Annotated in this window: 13 protein-coding genes; 9 read left to right on the top strand and 4 right to left on the bottom strand. The window is 32.1% G+C overall.

Going from position 1 to position 21577, the window contains the following annotated elements:
- The first annotated feature begins 104 nt into the window (after positions 1 to 104).
- The 3 genes from ACJJV4_RS03495 to ctlX all read left to right on the top strand — a co-directional run bounded on the left by ACJJV4_RS03495 (position 105) and on the right by ctlX (position 3360).
- The gene (locus ACJJV4_RS03495; RefSeq protein ID WP_405292086.1) at positions 105 to 1391 is read left to right on the top strand and encodes a citrate synthase; all 1287 of its coding nucleotides are present in this window, start codon (positions 105 to 107) and stop codon (positions 1389 to 1391) included.
- A 70-nt stretch (positions 1392 to 1461) separates the two neighbouring features.
- On the top strand, positions 1462 to 2376 hold the full coding sequence (locus ACJJV4_RS03500; RefSeq protein WP_405292288.1) for a dimethylarginine dimethylaminohydrolase family protein: 915 nt from the start codon (positions 1462 to 1464) through the stop codon (positions 2374 to 2376).
- Between the two features lie 48 nt (positions 2377 to 2424).
- Positions 2425 to 3360 carry a citrulline utilization hydrolase CtlX gene (gene ctlX, locus ACJJV4_RS03505; protein ID WP_405292087.1) on the top strand — a complete coding sequence of 312 codons (936 nt, stop codon included), beginning with the start codon at positions 2425 to 2427 and terminating at the stop codon, positions 3358 to 3360.
- 4 nt (positions 3361 to 3364) lie between these two features.
- Here ctlX and ACJJV4_RS03510 read toward each other — a convergent pair whose 3' ends face one another.
- Complete coding sequence (locus ACJJV4_RS03510) at positions 3365 to 5437, bottom strand: ATP-binding protein (protein ID WP_405292088.1); 2073 nt, start codon at positions 5435 to 5437, stop codon at positions 3365 to 3367.
- A gap of 458 nt (positions 5438 to 5895) precedes the next feature.
- Here ACJJV4_RS03510 and argS point away from each other — a divergent pair, with 458 nt between their 5' ends.
- A complete protein-coding gene (gene argS, locus ACJJV4_RS03515) occupies positions 5896 to 7671 on the top strand; it encodes an arginine--tRNA ligase (RefSeq protein WP_405292089.1) in 1776 nt (591 codons plus the stop codon).
- Between the two features lie 91 nt (positions 7672 to 7762).
- On the opposite strand, the gene ACJJV4_RS03520 is transcribed toward argS, so the two are convergent.
- The 3 genes from ACJJV4_RS03520 to ACJJV4_RS03530 all read right to left on the bottom strand — a co-directional run bounded on the left by ACJJV4_RS03520 (position 7763) and on the right by ACJJV4_RS03530 (position 11964).
- On the bottom strand, positions 7763 to 8812 hold the full coding sequence (locus ACJJV4_RS03520) for a nucleoid-associated protein (RefSeq protein ID WP_405292090.1): 1050 nt from the start codon (positions 8810 to 8812) through the stop codon (positions 7763 to 7765).
- Positions 8813 to 8860: 48 nt separating this feature from the next.
- On the bottom strand, positions 8861 to 11290 hold the full coding sequence (locus ACJJV4_RS03525) for a ribonuclease HII (protein ID WP_405292091.1): 2430 nt from the start codon (positions 11288 to 11290) through the stop codon (positions 8861 to 8863).
- Positions 11291 to 11376: 86 nt separating this feature from the next.
- The gene (locus tag ACJJV4_RS03530; RefSeq protein WP_405292289.1) at positions 11377 to 11964 is read right to left on the bottom strand and encodes a ribonuclease HII; all 588 of its coding nucleotides are present in this window, start codon (positions 11962 to 11964) and stop codon (positions 11377 to 11379) included.
- 241 nt (positions 11965 to 12205) lie between these two features.
- Between ACJJV4_RS03530 and ACJJV4_RS03535 the strand changes: the two genes are divergently transcribed.
- The 5 genes from ACJJV4_RS03535 to ACJJV4_RS03555 all read left to right on the top strand — a co-directional run bounded on the left by ACJJV4_RS03535 (position 12206) and on the right by ACJJV4_RS03555 (position 21541).
- Complete coding sequence (locus ACJJV4_RS03535; protein WP_405292092.1) at positions 12206 to 15574, top strand: SusC/RagA family TonB-linked outer membrane protein; 3369 nt, start codon at positions 12206 to 12208, stop codon at positions 15572 to 15574.
- Positions 15575 to 15585: 11 nt separating this feature from the next.
- Positions 15586 to 17091, top strand: a complete 1506-nt coding sequence (locus ACJJV4_RS03540) for a RagB/SusD family nutrient uptake outer membrane protein (RefSeq protein WP_405292093.1) — start codon at positions 15586 to 15588, stop codon at positions 17089 to 17091.
- Positions 17092 to 17115: 24 nt separating this feature from the next.
- Positions 17116 to 17970, top strand: coding sequence for a putative zinc-binding metallopeptidase (locus ACJJV4_RS03545; RefSeq protein ID WP_405292094.1), 855 nt, complete (start codon positions 17116 to 17118; stop codon positions 17968 to 17970).
- 8 nt (positions 17971 to 17978) lie between these two features.
- On the top strand, positions 17979 to 19370 hold the full coding sequence (locus ACJJV4_RS03550) for a DUF4302 domain-containing protein (RefSeq protein ID WP_405292095.1): 1392 nt from the start codon (positions 17979 to 17981) through the stop codon (positions 19368 to 19370).
- A gap of 197 nt (positions 19371 to 19567) precedes the next feature.
- The gene (locus ACJJV4_RS03555; protein WP_405292096.1) at positions 19568 to 21541 is read left to right on the top strand and encodes a putative porin; all 1974 of its coding nucleotides are present in this window, start codon (positions 19568 to 19570) and stop codon (positions 21539 to 21541) included.
- The last annotated feature ends 36 nt before the right edge of the window (positions 21542 to 21577 follow it).

The following is a 21577-nucleotide window of genomic DNA, read 5'->3' on the forward strand; positions in this document are numbered from 1 at the left end:
GTTAATAATTCTTAAATCGACTAAATCGTTTGCGTAATTCTGAAATAAATAAATAGATATTTCGTAAATTAGCAGAACTTAAATTAAAACTTTTTATAAAAATTATGTCAGACAAAGCTATACTAGAAATAAACGGCAAAAAACACGAGTTTCCATTAGTTACGGGAACAGAAAATGAAGTAGCCATGGATATTAAAACGCTTAGAAGCGTTACTGGTGGTGTAACAACAATAGATCCAGGTTACAAAAATACAGGGTCGTGTGAAAGTGCTATTACTTTTTTAGATGGTGAAAAGGGTATTCTTAGATATAGAGGGTATTCTATTGAGGAGCTAGCTGAAAAGGCAGACTTTTTAGAGGTTGCTTTTCTTTTAATTTTTGGTGATCTTCCAAACAAAGAGCAACTTGACAAGTTTCATAATGATATTAAGAAAAACTCTATAGTTGATGAAGACGTTCATAAAATTTTAGACGCTTTTCCAAAGGCAGCTCATCCAATGGGAGTTTTATCTTCTTTAACAAGTGCTCTAACAGCATTTAACCCAGGATCTGTTAATGTAGATTCGGAAGAAGATATGTATCATTCAGTAGTAAAAATATTAGGCAAGTTTCCGGTATTAGTAGCTTGGACTATGCGTAAAAAGAGCGGTTTACCACTTGACTATGGTGATAAAAATTTAGGTTATGTAGAAAACATCTTAAAAATGATGTTTAAAGAGCCTAATGAAGAGTATAAGCAAAACCCAATATTAGTAAATGCTTTAGATAAATTATTAATTCTTCATGCAGATCATGAGCAAAATTGTTCAACATCTACTGTAAGAATTGTTGGTTCATCTCATGCTGGATTATTTGCTTCAATTTCTGCTGGTATTTCTGCACTTTGGGGACCACTTCATGGTGGAGCAAACCAAGCCGTTTTAGAAATGCTTGAAGCTATTAAAGACGATGGTGGAGATACTAAAAAATACATGGGTAAAGCTAAAGATAAAGAAGATCCTTTCCGTTTAATGGGATTTGGACACCGTGTTTATAAAAATTTCGATCCACGCGCAAAAATAATTAAAGTTGCTGCCGATGAAGTTTTAGGAGATTTAGGTGTGGAAGATCCTATTTTGGATATTGCAAAAGGTCTTGAAAAAGAAGCTTTAGAAGATCCGTATTTCGTGGATAGAAAATTATATCCAAACGTAGATTTCTATTCAGGAATTATATACAGAGGTATGGGAATTCCAACAGATATGTTTACTGTAATGTTCGCTCTAGGCCGTTTACCAGGTTGGATTGCTCAATGGCGTGAAATGCGTTTAAAGAAAGAACCAATTGGTCGTCCGAGACAATTATATGTGGGTGAAACTTTAAGAAGTTTTGTTCCTGTAGAAAAAAGATAAAATTACATCTATCAAAAAATAAAGAAAGCTTCATAACTTAATTGTTATGAAGCTTTTTTATATTTACACCATGATTAAACTTAATATTAAAAACGAGACATCAAGGCTTCGTGCTGTTGTTTTAGGAACTGCTCAAAGCAATGGCCCTGTTCCGTCGGTGAAAGATTGTTATGATCCAAAAAGCGTAGAGCATGTGTTATCTGGCACGTACCCAACTGAAGATGATATGATTTCTGAAATGAATGCTGTTTTGGATATTTTTAAAAAGTACGATGTTAAGGTTTATAGACCTGAGGTTATAGAAAATTGCAATCAAATATTTTCAAGAGATATTGCATTTGTAATTGAAGATAAAATAATACGAGCTAATATTTTACCTAATAGAGAAGAAGAGGTAGAAGCCATACAATACATTTGTGATCAAATAGATGATAGTAAAAGAATTGTACTTCCAGAAGATTGCCACGTGGAAGGAGGTGATGTAATGCCATGGAACGATTATATTTTTATTGGCACCTATTCTGGTGAAGACTATGCAGATCTAATTACAGCGCGTACCAATATGGATGCCGTTATTGCTATACAAGAATTATTTCCTGAAAAAACAGTCAAATCTTTCGAACTTAGAAAATCTAATACAAATGCTAAAGAAAATGCACTGCATTTAGATTGTTGTTTTCAACCTATTGGTAAAGGAAAAGCTATTATTCATAAAAATGGTTTTTTAGTTGAAAAAGAGTATCAATGGTTAGTAGATTTCTTTGGAAGTGATAATGTTTTTGAAATTACAAAAGAAGAAATGTATCAAATGAATAGTAATGTGTTTTCACTTTCCGAAGATGTTATTATTTCAGAAAAAAACTTTACACGTCTAAACACATGGTTAAGGGCTGAAGGTTTCACAGTTGAAGAAGTACCATATGCGGAAATAAGCAAACAAGAAGGTTTATTGCGCTGTACAACAATGCCTTTAATTCGAGATTAAAGTATATCGATCAATTAATTCACTTTTGTAATATAATTATATTAAGTTATGCAACAAACTACAAATACTATTTTAATGATTCGTCCTGTTAGTTTCAGAATGAATGAGCAAACTGCTGTAAACAATTATTATCAAAAAGATTTAGATAATGTATTACCAGATACTATAAATGCAAAAGCTCAACAAGAATTTGATGTTTATGTAGAAAAGCTTAAAGCTGTAGGCGTAAATGTAATTGTTGTTAATGACACTAAAGATACCGATACGCCAGATTCTATTTTTCCTAATAATTGGGTGTCGTTTCATGAAAACGGGAATGTTGGTTTATACCCTATGTTTGCTATAAACCGCAGAGTTGAACGCCGTGAAGATATTTTGGAAACTCTTGAAGAAAATGGTTTTGTTATAAATAATGTTATCGACTATACAAGTGCAGAAGAGGAAGGTGTGTTTTTAGAAGGCACTGGGAGTGTTATTTTAGATCGAGAAAATCGCAAGGCATATTGTGCTTTATCTCCTCGAGCCGACGAAGATTTGTTTATAGAATTTTGTGAAGATTTTGAGTTCTTTCCTGTTGTTTTCACAGCTAACCAAACTGTCGAAGATAAACGAAAAGCTATTTACCATACCAACGTAATGATGTGTGTAGGTGAAACCTTTGCTGTAATTTGTTTGAGTAGTATTGATGATAAAAAGGAACGAAAAAATGTAATTAAGCATTTAAAAGAGGATGGGAAAACCATTATAGATATTACCGAAGATCAGGTTAATAATTTTGCTGGCAATATGCTTCAGGTAAAAGGAAGTAATGATACATCGTATTTAATAATGAGTCAGTCGGCTTTCGATAGCTTAACAAAGCAACAAATACAAACTATAGAGCAGCACACTAAAATATTATCGAGTTCTTTGAGTACTATTGAGTTTTGCGGTGGTGGAAGTGCACGCTGTATGATGGCCGAAGTATTTTTACCAAAAGATTAAAAACTTATTCTTCGGGCTTCGATTTAGGTAATTGAATATAAAAGGTACTACCAACGTTTACCATACTTTCTACCCATATTCTACCATTGTTTAACTCAACAAGTTCTTTACAAATGGGTAAACCTAAGCCTGTGCCTTTTTCGTTATTAGTACCCGATGTAGTAAATGGGGTGCTTTTAAAGAGTTTGTTAATGTTTTCTTCGGCAATACCAATACCTGTATCAGCGATACTTACTATACAGCTACCATTATTTATATGATTTGTAATGCTTATTACATCGCCTTTTTTACAGAATTTAAGCGCATTGGCTAAAAGATTTTGTATTACTATTTCAAACATACTTCTATCCGCGTAAGCAAAGTCGCGAAGCGAATTGTTCATTAAAGTTATACCTTTCTTTTCCATTCTTTGCTCAATAAGCTGCACTTTGTCCTTAAAGACTTCCTGCACATCAAACAGTGTTGGTTTAGGCTCTAAGGATTGCATTTGTGATTTAGACCAATTTAATAGGTTGAAAAGGAGTAATGATGCGTTGTTAGCGTTTTCACTTAACTCAGGGATTAAGGCATCGAACTCGTCTTTAGTTAAAGAACCGTCTTTAAGTAAATTAATAAAACCGGTTATTGATGACAGTGAATCTTTTAAATCATGAGAGATAATTGAGAATAGTTTATCCTTTACATTTATTACATTTTCAAGATTTTGTGTTTCCTCTAAAAATGCAGCGTTTTCTAACTGAATTAAAGTATTCTTTTCTTTTAATTCTGTTACTTTTTGAGTCTTTTTTCTGTTCTTAATGTATAGAATTGTTAGAATTAGAACGGCTACACATAATGAGAATATTAAAAAGTAAACATAGAAATTATAATGGTTAAATTTTAAACGGCTACCGGATAAAGCTTCGTTAGTGTCTGATTTTTGGTCTATTAAACTTGAGATTGCTAATGTGTTATCTTCAATATTTAATGTTAAATCTTCAGTCGAATTAGCAATTGGGGCTTGTACAACTTCAAGAGGTGCTTTTAAATCAGCTTTTAATTCGTAATATTTACTTTGCCAAATATAGGCATTGTAGAAATTCCGTTGTGTGGAATCTACCGCTTTCATTAATTTATATTGCTTAAGCAGCTCAGGCTTGTTATTTAAGTCTTTAGCAATTTCCCCAGCTTCAAGAAGCTGGTTTTTTGCAGTCTTTAATCGGTTTTTCTGTAAATTTAAGTCACCAAGATTATTTAGTACCGTAAGTAAATTACGCTTGTTATTACTTGCTCTATTTAGATTATATCCTTTTATAAGGTAACTTGTTGCTCTATCGTAATTTCTAATTGCTAAATACTCGCCTCCCAATTTAGGGTAAATAGAGGCTCTTAGCGTGTCAGAATTTTCATTTGAATTTAATAGTTTCTCAAAGTAATAAATGGCCTTTTTATGGTTCTCTTTCTTATAGTAAAGATCAGAAAGTCGTTGGTAAGTGCTATTAATACCAATAGAATCTTTTAGCTGTTCTTGCAAAGCCAGGGCCTTTATGTTGTAGGTTGTTGCGAGTTCTTGGGTGTTAGTATGGTAATAGCTTTTAGCCAATGTATTATATGCTAAGCTAAGCTCCTCTTTTAAATCGCTATGTTCTAGTGATTTGGTTGCTTCCAAAGCATACTCTATACCTTTTGTATAGTTTCCGCGATTACTTTCTAATGTTCCAATACTATTATTTACTTTGGCAACAGCAATAGTATCTCGTTGTTCTCTAAATAAGTTTTTTGCTTTGGCAAAGCCACTTATGGCATTTATGTAATCATTTTTTTCTGCATAATACAACGCTTTGTAAAATGTAGTTTCTGCAATACCTTTTTGGTAATTGAAAGAATAAGATAGCTTTTCGCTGGCCTGAACATATTTCATTCCTCTATCGTATTCCTTTAAAGCATATAGAGATTTTATTAAATGTAAATAGGGCACTACCTTAGTTGAGTCTTGTTTTTGAAAGGCGAGTTCAATAAACAGACTATCTATTTCTTTAGTTTGAGAGAAACCAAGAAACATAGTAAAAAATAGAAAAGACGTGATTATTTTCCTCATAAAACGTCACAATCGCATCGAGCTAAACTAAAAAATAACCATGTAGTATTGAGAGTGGTTACAGTTGTTTTGACTGTTAGAGAACTGTTAGTTAGGTATTATAAAATATTAATTTTGGTTTTGTTGCAAATAGCATTACGTTGCTAATTTTATAAAAAGCGTGTTTATAATCTAATTTTTAAGGCTTATTACCGATATATTAGATGAAATACGGCTTTAGTTTTATCGAATATTCGACGAATAGTTTAAAAGCTATAAATTCTGATGAAATGCAATTTAATTAAGTAATTGACTCATTGAATTACTTTTGCTAATCCCGTTAATAACATAGGGTTATGGCTACAAATAGAGCTTTTTTTTATGTAAATCAATACAAGTTTACTTTTCTATATTAAGATAAGTTTTTATAATTAAGCATGAATAAAAATTTTATCTTTGCGCACTTAAAGTTATAATACATGAATCTTCAAGAAACCTTATCAAATCAAGTAAAGCAGGCTGTTTTATCTTCATATAAAGTAGAATTAGCAACTGTAGAATTTCAAGCAACAAGAAAAGAATTTGCTGGAGATATTACGGTAGTTGTTTTTCCTATGTTACGCGTGGTAAAAGGAAATCCAGTTCAAATTGGTGAAACTATCGGAAATTATTTGGTGGATAACGTGAGTAATGTTACAGGGTTTAATGTTGTTAAAGGTTTTTTAAATATAGAAATAAGCGATTCATATTTTATCGACTTCTTTAGAGGAATAAAAGATGAAAGCGCATATGGTTTGGTTAATCCAAAAGCAGGCGAGAAAGCTGTGATGGTAGAATACTCTTCACCTAATACTAATAAACCTTTACACCTAGGCCACGTTAGAAATAATCTTTTAGGTTACAGTGTTGCTGAAATTTTAAAAGGTTCTGGTAAAAAAGTATATAAAACCCAAATTATTAATGATCGTGGAATTCATATTTGTAAAAGTATGTTGGCTTGGCAGAAATTTGGAGAAGGCGAAACACCAAAAAGTACAGGCTTAAAAGGTGATAAATTGGTTGGGAATTATTACGTGAAGTTCGACCAAGAGTATAAAAAAGAAATCCAAGATTTAATTTCTAAAGGCAGTACAGAAGAGGAAGCTAAGAAAAATGCACCTATTTTATTGGAAGCACAAAGTATGCTTTTAAAATGGGAAGCTGGAGATGCCGATGTTGTTGCGCTTTGGAAGGAGATGAATAGTTGGGTTTACGATGGTTTTAACGTGACTTATAAAAATTTAGGAGTAGATTTTGATACTTTATACTATGAAAGTAACACCTATTTATTAGGAAAAGAATTTGTTGAGCAAGGTTTAAAATCGGGTGTTTTTGTAAAGGAAAGCGATGGGTCGGTTTGGTGTGATTTGACAGAAGATGGACTTGATAAGAAAATTGTGCAAAGATCTGACGGGACGGCAGTTTACATGACTCAAGATATCGGTACAGCTATACAACGTATTAAGGATTTTCCAGATGTAGGTGGTATGGTTTACACCGTAGGTAACGAGCAAGATTATCACTTTAAAGTGTTGTTTTTAATTCTGAAAAAACTAGGATTCGAATGGGCTAAAAACCTGTATCATTTAAGTTATGGTATGGTAGATTTACCTAGTGGAAAAATGAAAAGTAGAGAAGGAACGGTTGTTGATGCTGATGATTTAGTTGAAGAAATGGCAAAAACGGCTGGAGAGATTTCTGAAGAATTAGGAAAGCTTGATGGGTATTCTAAAGAAGAAAAGGAAGAACTATATAAAACCATTGGTTTAGGCGCATTAAAATATCATATTTTAAAGGTAGACCCAAAAAAACGTATTCTTTTTGATCCCAAAGAATCTATCGATTTTCAAGGGAATACAGGGCCGTTTATTCAATATACTTATGCTCGAATTCAGTCTATTTTAAGAAAGGCAGATATGGGTAATGCTGAAATAAAAAGTACTGAATTACATTCAAAAGAAAAAGAGTTAATAAAGCAATTGCAGTTATTTCCAGAAGTTATTCAAAATGCGGCAGACCAGCATAGTCCTGCTTTAATTGCAAATTACACTTACGATTTGGTTAAAGAGTTTAATTCTTTTTATCAAAATGTATCTATTTTAGGTGCTAATAACGATGTTGAAAAACAATTAAGAGTACAATTATCAAACACGGTTGCAAACACTATAAAAAATGCCTTTTCATTGTTAGGAATTCAAGTTCCTGAACGTATGTAGGACCATGGTTTTAATAATATAGATTAAAAAAAATCGGCTTTTCTTTAAAGGAAAGCCGATTTTTTTTTTTTTTTTGATAATTGCTTACTTGCTAAGCTTCTTCATTAAAAAACACTTTATAGTAGTGCATTTTCTTTTCCTCATCATAACCACGTTCTAAATATTCCTCCGAGGCATCGGGCGCATCTATATCTAACTTAATTTGGATGTTGGTGTCTAGTTTTATATCAGTTTTAATTTTCCTTTTTTCTTTGGTAACAACAGCTTCAGCAACATCAAATTGGTTTCTAATAATATAGCTTTGTTCGCCTTCAAATTCTTTTTTATAAGAGTCGAATTCCTTTTTATGCTTATCCTCTTCGAATAATTCGTCCTTAAAACGTTCAATATTTACGATTTCATTTTCTTTAAAAAAGTCTATCGATTTGGCTAAAAATGTATTCTGTTCTTTAGCACCATAATTGGGTTTTAAAACATCGGTAGAGAAATCTTTTAGAAGCTCAATATATTGCTGTGTGTGGTTGTTAGCATCATCGGCATATTTTATATTTAGAAAGTGATTTAACCAATAAGCCGCATCATAACTATTATTGTCTACACTTAGTATAATATTGCCTTCACCATCCGATTGATTTAAAATTAAACAACCCTTATCAACCTTTTTTGAGCTTATTCCATTTTGTACTAAAACATCGTAACTATTATTTTCTAAATAGGTTTGAAAGAAGTTAACCTTGCTTTCAATTTTAAAAATACCAATAGCATTTGTAGTAATATCTCTAAACTCAATACCTTCAAACATCACAATTAAAACATCACCTGTTTTTATTTGTGCAGAACTCGATTGCTCGTATAGGTGCGTAACAATGTGCTTAGAAACTTCGACAAAAGCTTCTTCATCATTAAACATTTGTGCTGAGTAGCTGTTAATTTCGTTTAGTGTAATATTGGCGTGGTGGTTAAAGCGATAACTCTGTACAACACTCCCAAAAGGACGAAGTAAAAAGGGGAGCATAAGCTCGTAACTAGCTTCATCGAATTCAACGGTTTTATCAGAAAACGCATTTTTTGTATCGTTAAATTTATTACCAACCTTATGGATGATGAACTTTGATATTTCGGCATTTTTTCTTGTAATCATTTGTGTTTTTTTAAGTGGAGCAGTTTTAGTTTTTAACCAAAGAATAAATTAATTAATTTGATAAAGTAAAACAGAATTCGTGTCTCCTTTTACGATAAATTCTAGATTTTGGTCTTTGTCGCTGTTTGATAAATCTATTTTAGAATTGGCGTACACCGGGAAATTTGGTAGTAAATTGGCTTGGCTATCAAATAAATAGGTTTTTTGAGACTGCAAGTCTGTTATGGATACATAGATTTTATTATTCAAATAAAATATTTCTGCATCATCATAATTTCCGTAATCTAAATTTATGGTTTTATTTCTAATGGTTAGTTTGTTTTCTGATTGATAAACTAGGGTTTTACTTGTTGTAGCGATGTTATTTTTACTCGATAAATTCAAGTTTTGGGTAGTAACATTACCTTTTGTATCAATACTTATTAAATCACCTTTATTGGTTGTAGTTGTAAATTTACTAAGGTAGATGTAAATGGGTTTGCTTGAATAGGAAAGGGATGTTTTTGGGGTGATACGTGTTTTTCCAATTCTATCTAATATTAAAAGTTGGTCTTCCGTTTTTATGGTAATGTAATCTTTATTACCAATTCTAAAATGTTGTGGTTGGGCAATAATTTTATTTTTAGCGGCTTTAAATGTAAATCCTTTTACAATTTTTCCTTGAACATTGTACATTAAAATGTTTTTACCCTGAGTAACTAGAAGACGATAATTTTTGTTTTTATCATAATCGAAAACAGAAAGTGGTTGTGTGATAGCATCATTAAACTTTAAAGGAAATGAAGATACATTTTTTCCTTTTCTATCTAATATATAAATAAGGTTTGGCGTTGCGAAAGCTAATTGTAGACGGCCATTTTTATAGATGTCAATTTGTTTAATTTCACCTAAAACAGGGCCTTGTAATTGTTTTTTCCATTGTATTTTTCCCGTATTCGAAATTAGATACAAGTTGTTCTCTATATCCTGAACTACAATGTCTTTTTGTTTTGTAATGTGGTTGGTCACAAATTGAGGTTTGTTCAGTAAATCGGCATCGAGTTTAATGTTAAACTCTTCGGAAATGGATTGTTCTATAGCCTTAGTTTTGTTCTTTTTAATAATGGCATTTACATGGGCAAAATTGGTGTCGTATATAAATTGAAGAGCAGATGTTTTATAAGGTTCTAGGTTTAGGTTAAAATCATCACTCATGTTATTTTTTATAATGCTCTCTAAACTATTTAAGTTAGTTACCATTAAAATCGAAGCGGCATCGCTTAATTCTTCTTGAACATCTTGAAAATAATTTCGAGAGCCTAAAGTTGTTTTGTTTTGGTAGCTCGAGATAATGTTTTGGAGCATTTCTATATCTTCAGCAAAAACAAAAAACTCATCCAAATTACAATATAATTTAACTTGATTATTAGAAATTAATGGAGAAAATGTTTTAGAAAATATCTCGGAATCACCAAAATTATAAATTGAAATATCTCTATAAGTTTCGGCTAGATTTTGCTCTGCAACCAAAGCATCTTTAGTAGCTATAATATCTCTGGAGTTTAAAACAATAGCTCGGTTTTGTGCTTCATAAATTATGCCAATTTCATTAACATCATCAAACAGGTTAGTTGCAATAGGGATGCTGCCTTTTTCTTTAAAAAAAGCCAAGTTGTTTTTTAAAATTTTGAAATTATTAAAGGTGAAACTCATAAATGCATCGCTATTGGCTGGTGTAATATTTTGAATAGTATTAACTTGTGCAATGGTATTTTTAAACGCGTTTATTAAGCTTTTGGTAGAATCCGTAGCTTTTGTAATTCCATTGAGAAGTATGGCGTTGTGGCTTGCGTCTATATCTAAAGCTAATTGCTTGGTAAATATACTTAGTGGAATAGAATCTTCAATAAATATAGATTTTAAAATATTGGTTTCACTATTAATTATTATTGAAAGGTTCTCCTTATCTGTACTTTTGTAAATCTTATGTTGTTCTTGATTTATTTTAACATCATTAAAAGCTAGTTCTATAATTTTTTTTGACGATGAGGCGATAAATACGCTATCTATAATTATACTAAAAAACACATTTTTATTAATTGTACTCTTTCTAATTGCATTGTTTTTTAAAAGAAGAGTTTCTTCTTTGTAGTTTTTTAAAGAGTCTGTAACAAATAAACTATCGTGATACTTAGTAATCAAGGTGTAATTTAAACTATCATTTTTATCTTTAGCAAAACAGAGCAGTATAGGGGTGTTTGATTTTATAATGTCTATATTTTCAAATTTACGTTCTAAGTTCTTGTAAATATTAGATTTTGAAAACTCTTGAATAAGCTCGTTGTTATTTATACTATTTTGTAAGCTTTCAATGTTTCTTGCTTTCAATATTACGGCACTATTTTCTGGAACAAAATCGATTAAGCTAGTCCGTTTCTTTTTAGTATTAGCACAGCTTAAGGTGATAAAAAGTAAAGTTAGTAATGAAAAAAATCGCATGAAAAAGTTAGTTTTTACAAACCTACGGTTTTTTCGGTTTTATAATATTAAAAAAGTCTTAATTAGTAACGGAAGATGCGTAGTTTTTATATTTCTTCAGGCAAAAGTCTAAATGATTTTCTATGGTATTTTGTAATTCCAAACTCTTTAATTGCTCGTCTGTGTTCTTTAGTCGGATAGCCTTTATTTTGTTTCCAGTTATACATAGGGAATTCTTCATGTATTTGGTTCATGTATAGATCACGATATGTTTTTGCTAAAATAGAGGCCGCAGCAATACTCAAGTATTTGCCATCACCTTTAATAATGGTTTCAAAAGGGATGTCTTTAAAAGGTTTGAATCTGTTACCATCCACAATAATAAATTCTGGCTGTGGTTCTAGTTGTTCAATAGATTTATGCATCGCTAAAATTGATGCGTTTAATATATTTATATCGTCAATTTCTTCTTGAAAAACATGAGCAACTCCAAAGGTTAATGCTTGTGCCTCGATAATCGGTTTTAAAATATCACGCTTTTTCTCACTAAGCTGTTTAGAATCGTTTAAGATGATGTTTTTAAAATTTTTAGGTAAGATAACTGCGGCAGCGGTAACTGGTCCGGCCAAACAGCCTCGTCCAGCTTCATCTGTGCCACATTCTAGAATTAGTTTTGAGTGTGTGTTTAAAAGCATGCCGAATTTTTTTTTCAAAAGTATAAAATTCAACTAATTTTATTGGAGTATACCCTTGTTTTGTGAAACTATCAAAATTAAGTGTTTATTGTTATCTATATTTCAATATTCAATAAATAATAGATATGTTATTTGTAAATCACATTAAATTCATTGTTTTTGTTAAATTTTTAACATATTTCTTTGTTTTTGTGAGATTATAATGTGATGTTTGTTGTTGACTAATTCAAATAATTATTTTATGAAATTAAAATTGACATGTTTGTTGATGCTGCTTGTGGTGTTTTCAAATCAGTTCTCTTATGCTCAACAAAAAACAATTTCGGGTAAAATTACTGATGCAAATAGTGTTCCCGTAGCGGGAGTAACTATTATTGTGGAAGGTAGTAGCCGCGGGGTTGTTTCAGATTTTGATGGGAACTATGCTATAATGGCTAAAACAGGAGAGGTATTAAAAATGAGTTTCGTGGGTTTAACAACACAACTTATTACAGTAGGTGCCTCAAGTACTATTGATGTTGTAATGAAAGAAGATGTTGAAAGTTTGGATGCTGTTGTTATTACAGGTTATCAAAATGTACAAAGAGAGCTTTTTACTGGAGCATCTCAAACTATAAAAGCAGCAGAAATTAAGCTTGATGGTGTTGCAGACATTTCTAGAGCGCTTGAAGGAAGAGCGGCAGGGGTAAGTGTGCAAAATGTAACAGGTACTTTTGGAGCTGCACCTCGAATTACTATTCGTGGATCGTCTTCTATTTTAGGAGACACCAAGCCTATTTGGATTATAGATGGAGTAATTCAAGAAGAGATTGTAAATTTATCTGTTTCCGATTTGGTTTCTGGGGATGCAAGTACCTTATTAAGTTCTGCAGTGGCGGGGCTAAACGCTTCAGATATTGAAAGTTTTGAAATTTTAAAAGATGCATCAGCGTCAGCCCAATATGGTGCTAGAGCTCTAAATGGGGTAGTTGTAATTACTACTAAATCTGGTAAAAAAAATCAAAAACCTACATTTAATTATAATTCAGAATATGCCGTTAGAGATATACCAAGATATACCAATTACGATTTATTAAACTCTCAAGAAACAGTTTCTGTTTACAGAGAAATGGAAACTAAAGGCTTTTTAGATTTACCATCATCTTTTCAGGGAAGATATGGAGGTATCTATAATATAATGTATAGAGCTATCGATAATTATGACTCCAATACCGGACAATATCAATTAGAAAACACTCCAGAGGCCAGAGCTAATTTTTTACGTAAATATGAATTAGCAAATACCAATTGGTTTAAAACCTTGTTTAATGCTGCTCCAACTCAAACACACGGTTTAAGTTTTTCTAGTGGTAGTGAGAACTCTACAACTTATGCATCTTTAGGGTATTACACAGATGGTGGTTGGACAATTGCCGATAGAGTAAGAAGAATTACAGGGAATTTGAGAAATTCCTTTTACTCAAACGATAATAAATTAAAAATAACTACACAATTACAAGGATCCATTAGGAATCAATTAGCTCCGGGAACATTTGCTAGAGAAGAAGATTTAGTTAGTGGTTCATACACGAGAGATTTCGATATCAATCCGTTCAGTTATGCACTTAACACTAGTAGAGCTTTGCGTCCAAGAGACGAAAATGGAGATTTGGAATATTCTAGATATAATTGGGCTCCTTTTAATATTATTGATGAATTGGAGAATAACGGAATTGAAATAAATGTTTCTGATATTAAGTTTCAGGGGCAAGCAGAGTATAAGATAAACGATAATTTAACCTATAACTTTTTAGGTTCTGCACGATACGCAATTTCTAATAACGAGCATTCTATTACCGAAAACTCAAATGTTTCTGCAGCTTATAGATCCAATGAAACAACTATTGTAAGAGATGCAAATAACTTTTTGTTTTCTGATCCAGATGATCCTAATGCTCCGCCAAGAGTTGTTTTGCCTGTTGGAGGTATATTAATAACGTCTAAAAATACTCTTACAACTTATACGTTCAGAAACTCTTTAGATTGGACAAAACGTTTCAAGGATGACGCTCATGGTCTTAGAATTTATGGTGGTCAAGAATACAGGTATTCTGACAGAAGCGAAAGTAGTAATACGGGATACGGTTACCAATTTGATAGAGGAGGTACAGTGTTTACGGACCCTGATATTTTAAAGAAAGCCATTTTGGATGGTAATCCATATTTTTCTTCATCTGAAACAAGACAAAGAGAAGTGTCGTTTTTTTCAAATATAACTTATGATTTTGAGAAGAAGTACGTTTTAAATATTACTGGAAATTACGAAGGATCTAACAGAGCTGGTAAATCTAGCGATACAAGATGGTTGCCAACATATTCTATTGGTGGTAAATGGAATGTAGATAAGGAGTCTTTTATTCAAAAATCTGATGTTATCTCTAGTTTAGCATTTAGACCGAGTTATGGTTTAGTTGCTTTATTGGCAGACAATGCTACTAATAACCTTGCTGTATTTAGAAATCAAATTACTGATAGATTGTATAATGATGATAGGGAGAACTTTATTGATATCGAAGATTTGCAAAATAGCGAATTAACCTGGGAGAAAACTCTAGAACTGAATTTAGGTTTAGATATTGGTTTTTTTAATAATAGAATCCGTATGAATTTTGATGCCTACTTTAGAAAAGGTAAAGATTTAATTGATTTAATTAGAACAACTGGTATTGGAGGCGAATCTATTAAGTTAGGTAATAACTCTGCAATGACTACTAATGGAGTAGAATTTCAATTAAATACAGTAAATATCGATTCGGATAATTTTAGATGGAGAACAGGTTTAAATTTATCTAAATTTAGTCAAGAAATTACGTCGTTAAAACAAGAATCAAATGTATTTGATTTGGTTACAGGAGTTGGAAGAGGTAATGCTATTGGGTACCCAAAAGGTGCTTTGTTTTCTTTTCAATTTGAAGGACTCAATGAGTTTGGTTTACCCGTTTTCTTAACTGAAGATCCAGATTATGATCCTACAAAACCTTACGATTTAATAGATTTTCAAGATACAGATAATGTAATTGATTATTTAAAGTATGAAGGGGCTACCGAGCCAAATGTTTCGGGAGGTTTATCTAATAATTTTAATTATAAAAATTGGGACTTTAGCTTCTTTATATCCTTTTCTGCAGGTAATAAAGTGAGGTTAGCACCTGTTTATGATTCTCAATATGATGATTTAGATGTATTTCCAAGAGAGTTTGTTAACAGGTGGATTTCACCAGGTGATGAAAACATAACTAATGTTCCTACAATTGCCTCTCAAAGTTTAATTCAATCTTACGGAAGTAACGAGTTAGAAAGAGCTTACAATGCCTATAATTATTCTAGCGAACGTGTTGCAGATGGTGGGTTTGTAAGAATGAAAAATATATCTTTAGGTTATAATTTAGATAAAGATGTTATAAAAAAACTTGGTTTGTCCAATGTTAGAATGAGTTTACAAAGTACTAATCCATTTTTGATTTATTCAGATTCAAAATTAGGTGGTCAAGATCCTGAATTTTTTAGATCTGGAGGTGTTGCTTACCCAATATCAAAAATGTACACTTTTTCACTTAATGTTGGATTTTAAAAACAGATACTATGAAAAACATAAAATATAATTTAATAAAAACAGTTGCTGTATTTTTAATGGTATCCTCATGTAGTGATATATTAGATGAAGCACCAGATAATAGAACAACCATCGATTCTGCTGAGAAAATAGGAGAATTATTGGTAGGTGCATACCCAGATGCGGCTTATGTTACCTTTCTAGAACCCATGTCCGATAATGCCGGAGATAAAGGGCCGAGTGCAGAAACAGGAATAGATATTGCAACAACCATTAATGAACGCATGTTCTTTTGGGATGATTTAAATGATACCGATTCAGACACGCCAACAAATTACTGGAATAGAGCATATAAAGCTATAGCGCAAGCAAATCAAGCTTTAGTATCTATTGAAGAATTAGGTGGAGGCTCAGAGCTAGACTACTTAAAGGGTGAGGCTCTTATCAGTCGTGCATATGCTCATTTCATGTTAGTAAGCATTTTTTCAAAAGCTTATAATTCGTCAACTGCGAGTTCAGATGTTGGGATACCTTATATTTCCGAACCAGAAACTGTACTTTTAGGTGAATATGATAGAGGTACGGTTCAAGAAGTATATGATAAAATTAGAGCAGATATCGAATTGGGAATACCTCTAGTAGGAGATGATTACAATGTTGCAGCCTATCATTTCACAAAAAAAGCAGCTAATGCCTTCGCATCACGTTTTTATTTAAACACTGGCGAGTGGCAAAAAGTTATTAATCACAGTACTTTGGCCTTAACAGGTGGAGGCGCTTCGGTTTTAAGAGATTGGGAAAATGATTATAGACCAGCAACATATTCTCAACAAATAGCTAATTATACCTCTTCTAATTTTGAGCCTGCTAATTTATTGTTAGTTTCAGCGGCATCGCTTTATGATAGGTACCATTACGCTGCAAGATATCAGTTGAATAGTGATAAAAGAGATGAGATTTTCCCAGGTTCTAATGGAACAGGTCAACCTTGGTCTTATTCTGTATTTGGAAGTGGCGATTTGTATTACAATATACCAAAATTTCAAGAATATTTTAAAGTTACAAATCAAGCAGCTGGTACGGGTGAAGCTTATGTTGCTTACGTTTTATTAACAACAGACGAAGCCTTATTAAACAGAGCAGAAGCTTATGCTATGCTAGGGCAGTTAGATAATGCAGTTGCGGATATTAACATGTCGTACTCGGTTAAAACACGGTTTTATGATGCTGCATTTGATGAGTTAAGTGCTCAAGATGTTCAAGATCGTTTTGCAGTTACGGACAATACATTGTATACACCTTTTTACAGTATTCCTGCTGAGTCGTTAGCATTTGTAAATGCGGTTTTAACCATTAAAAGAACGATTTTTTATAATGATGGTTTAAGATGGTTTGATATTAAACGACACAATATGGTTGTTGAACATGAAGATATATTTGGTAATATTAATACTTTACCAAAAGGAGATAATAGAAGATTATTGCAAATACCTGAAGCAGCGCAATCTTTTGGAATTCCGCAAAACCCTAGGTAGTATTTAATTTAAAAAAACATCAAAATGAAAAAATATTTATATATAACATTAGCAATCATGGTTTTGGCCTTTCCTTCAGCGTGTACTGATGGTTCAGACAGTGTGGGTCCAAGCCAAATAGACATAAGTGAACCTATTCTAAACGATTTGGATATCTGGTTAAGGAGTGAGTTTGTCAGTCCTTATAACATTGAGGTACTTTATAAATGGGATATCAACGATACTGATGTAGATAGGTTTTTGCATCCTCCTTACGAATCTAGTGTTGAACCGGTAGCAAATGCTCTATTAAAAGCCTGGATAGAGCCTTACATGCAAGTAGGAGGAATTGATTTTATTAAAAAAATTGCGCCTCGACAATTTACGTTAGCAGGTAGTTTTAATTACAACCCCAATAGTCCAACAATTACCTTAGGTGTCGCAGAGGCAGGAACAAAAATAACATTGTTTAATATCGACTTTTTAGATTTCACAGATATTAATAGTATTAAACAACCTCTAAAAACAGTACAACATGAATACGGGCATATTTTAAATCAAAATATTCCATTTGATGTTGCTTATGGGCAAATAAATCCAGCTGATTATACAGCACAATGGTTTAATAGAACAGATGCTGAAGCTAGAGAGTTAGGGTATATAACAGCTTACGGATCAAGTCAAGAAGGTGAGGATTTTGTTGAAATGGTTTCTGAAATGCTTACTAATTCTAAAGAAGATTTTGATGCTATTGTAGAGAGTATTTCAAATGAAGAGTCTAAAGAAATGATAAGACAAAAAGAAGCAATGGTAGTCGATTATTACAAAACAAATTTTGATATAGATTTATATGAGTTACAAACTATAATCGATGCAGCAACCCAAGAACTAGTAAATTAAGAAAAAATATGAAAAAGATATATAAAAATTATTGGTTAATATGTTTAGTGTTTTTAGGTTTTCTATCATGCAATAATGATGATGGAGAAGTGCTGTTTGCAGAATCACCAGCAGAAAGAATTGCTGGGCAAAATAGTGAGTTGTTAAACTTGTTAACATCCGAACAGAACGGCTATAAAGGAACTTATTTTACCAAAAATGATGAGTTTGGAGGATTTACATTTTACATGAAGTTTAATGCTGATGGAAGCGTAGATATGACCTCAGATTTTGATTCTGATACAGCTATAGAATCTTCATCCTATGATGTACGTTATGGAACAACAAATGAATTGGTTTTTACAACTCGTAATCATATTCAGAAGGTAAGTGATCCTCAGTTACCGGGGCTAGTAGGAACTGGATTTAAAGGGACTTCTGTATTTCAATATTTTGGAAGTCAAGATGGAAAACTTACATTTAAAGACATAAGAAATAGAGATAGTGCTTCTTTTGTTTTAGAGCCATCTCAGCTAACAGATTTTGAAACAGAAAGTGTTGCTAAGGTTGAAACAACTTTAGCAGAAAGAGAAAAACTGTTAACAACTCCTGAACGATCTGTTTTTCAATTATTAAGAATTGAAAATTCTAATGGTGATTCGGACTTTAATTTAAATTATAACCCAGACTTATTATTTGCTAAACCTAGAATTACTTTTGATGATGGAAGTGTTACTGAATTTAGTTTTGGTATCTTATTTGAAGAAAATGGTTTAGTAATCAATCCAACCTTAGAATTTGAAGGGGAGTCTTATACCTATTTTAGCTATGATGCTGATAGTGGGAGTTATATTTCAACAGTAAACGGTACTACTGCAACTATATTGTTTGGGAATGAGCCTGCATTTATAGATAAAGATATTGATGATATTGTAGAATTGGGGCCTACTGGCTTTTTATATAGACCAGGCTTAGGAAGTAACCCATTAACCAGTTTAGGTTTCGATGCGCTCTTAGAAGAAATAAGTGATAATTTCGCTGCATTTCCTTTAGGAGAATGGTTGGTTAACGATGTTCAGTTTACTATTGATTATGAAAGTGATAATTGCGATACATATTTGTATATTCAATTACTGAGAGTAGCAGATGGTGCAACGTTTACTGCCTTTTACTGTTTTGAAAAAGCAGTAATTAATGACAGGAAATTGTTTTTAACTTATTCTGGTCCATCAGGAGGGAATGCTCCATTTTTCGAGCCACTGGTTATGCCTTTAATCGATTTCTTTAGTAGTTCTGAAGGACTAATATATTCTGCAGAGGGTGGTTTTTCGTCTACCTTGTTTAGTTTCAGTAATACCGCTGGTACTTTTACAAGTGTTGAAAACCCATCGTTGCGAGTTTATGGATTGTGGTTCGGTTAGAATATAACTTATAATCCAAAAAAATATATAAATTAACACTAAAGCCAGAAGATTAAGTCTTCTGGCTTTTTTATGAAATTCCGTTTTTTTTATTTAATTAAATAATTCTCTGCATTTTTAAGCGTTATCATATTTTGTATTTACATTTGCAACGGTAATATTTGTAAAAGTAAAACCAAAGCAAGATTTTTGTATTTATGAATAAAATAATTCTGTCATTTCTTTGTTTGCTGTTATTTAATACGTTAAATGCGCAAAAGACACCACATGAATTTTCCAAGGGTAAGGAATTCAACATGGAAGAGCAGGATAGTGTAAAGCCTCAAAGTAAATTATCTAAAGCGGTATTTGGAGAAGATAAAGAAGATAAACCCAAAATTCAGGATTATCTCATTATATCTCATGAAAACGATACAACGTTTGTAGACACAACTTTATCTATAAAAAAAGAGTATAAATTTAACTATTTACGAAAGGATAATTTTGGCTTAATAGCCTTTTCAAACTTAGGTCAAACTTACAATAGCTTAACTTATAATTTCCAAAACACAGATTTGGTGCCAAACTTGGGTGCACGTGCTAGGCATTTCAATTACATGGAAATTGAAGATATTAATTATTATCGCGTACCAACACCGTTAACAGAATTAATGTATAAAACAGCCTTTGAGCAAGGGCAGTTACTCGATGCGCTTTTTACAGTAAATACAAGTCCGCGGTTTAATTTTTCTATAGCCTATAAAGGCATGCGTTCTATTGGTAAATATCAACATATAGTTACAAGTACAGGTAATTTTAGATTTACATCAAACTATCGCTCAGAGAATGATAGATATCATGCACGTGGCCATATTGTAACGCAAGATTTATACAACGAGGAAAATGGAGGTCTTGAAGATGAAAGTGTCGAGTTTTTTGAATCGGGAGATGAGGAATTTATAGATCGTTCTATTTTAGATGTGAATTTTGAAAATGCCGAAAGTATGCTAAAAGCAAAGCGTTTTCATTTAGAGCATAACTATGCTTTTATTAATCAGAAAGATTCATTATCACGAAATAATTTAAGTTTAGGTCAAGTTATTTCGTTTGAAGATAAATATTTTGAATATACTCAAACAAGTGCTGAAACCGATATTTTTGGAGAGTCCTTTAAAAGTTCGAGTTTAAAAGATCGTGCAACTTTAGAACATTTTCATAATCAGTTTCAGTTAAATTATAATAACAACATTATAGGCGATGTACAATTCAATTTAGGCTATGATAATTTTAATTATGGTTACGATAAAATTGTAATTTTAAATGGGACTACAATTACCAACCGGATTAAGGGTGATGTTCTTTCTGCTGGCGGAAAATATCATAAACAGTACAAAGGTTTTAATCTTTTAGGTGAAGTAGGCTTAAATGTTTCTGGTGATTTTGACGGGAATTTCCTGAAGGCACAAGCTAGTTTCAAGTTAAATGATGATATCGAGGCTATTGCATCTCTAAATCACAGCTCTCGAGCTCCAAATTTCAATTTCTTATTGTATCAAAGTGATTATTTAAACTACAATTGGATTAATAATTTCAATAATACAGAAACCCAACAATTGGCTTTCGAATTAAAATCGGATAAGCTCGTAAACCTTAGTGTAGATTATTCTACCATTACCGATTATGCTTATTTTCATTTGGATGAAACAACAGGTTTAGTAGCTCCAACGCAATACGGTGGAACCATCAACTATTTAAGAGCTAAGCTTGACAAGGAAATTAGAGTAGGCAAAGTTGCCTTAAATAATACTTTTATGTATCAAAGCGTAACAAATGGTGAAGGTGTTTTAAATGTACCCGAATTAAACTTACGTAGTACGTTGTATTATTCTAGTCATATGTTTAAAAAGGCGTTGTTTTTACAAACAGGTGTAACATTAAACTACTTTTCAAAGTATAACATGAATGCTTATGATCCCGTTTTGGCTGAGTTTTATGTTCAAAATGATGAGCAGGTTGGCGAATTTCCTCGATTAGACTTCTTCTTGAATGCTAAAATACGTCAGACACGTATTTATTTAAAAGCAGAACATTTTAATGCGGCTTTTACTGGTTACGATTATTTTTCGGCACCTAGCTATCCGTACCGTGATTTCTCAATACGTTTTGGAGTGGTTTGGAATTTCTTTTTATAGGAAAGGTTTATTGCTGTAAAATCTCAACTTAATCTC

The organism is Algibacter sp. Ld11, from assembly GCF_045066735.1.
Taxonomy (GTDB): domain Bacteria; phylum Bacteroidota; class Bacteroidia; order Flavobacteriales; family Flavobacteriaceae; genus Algibacter.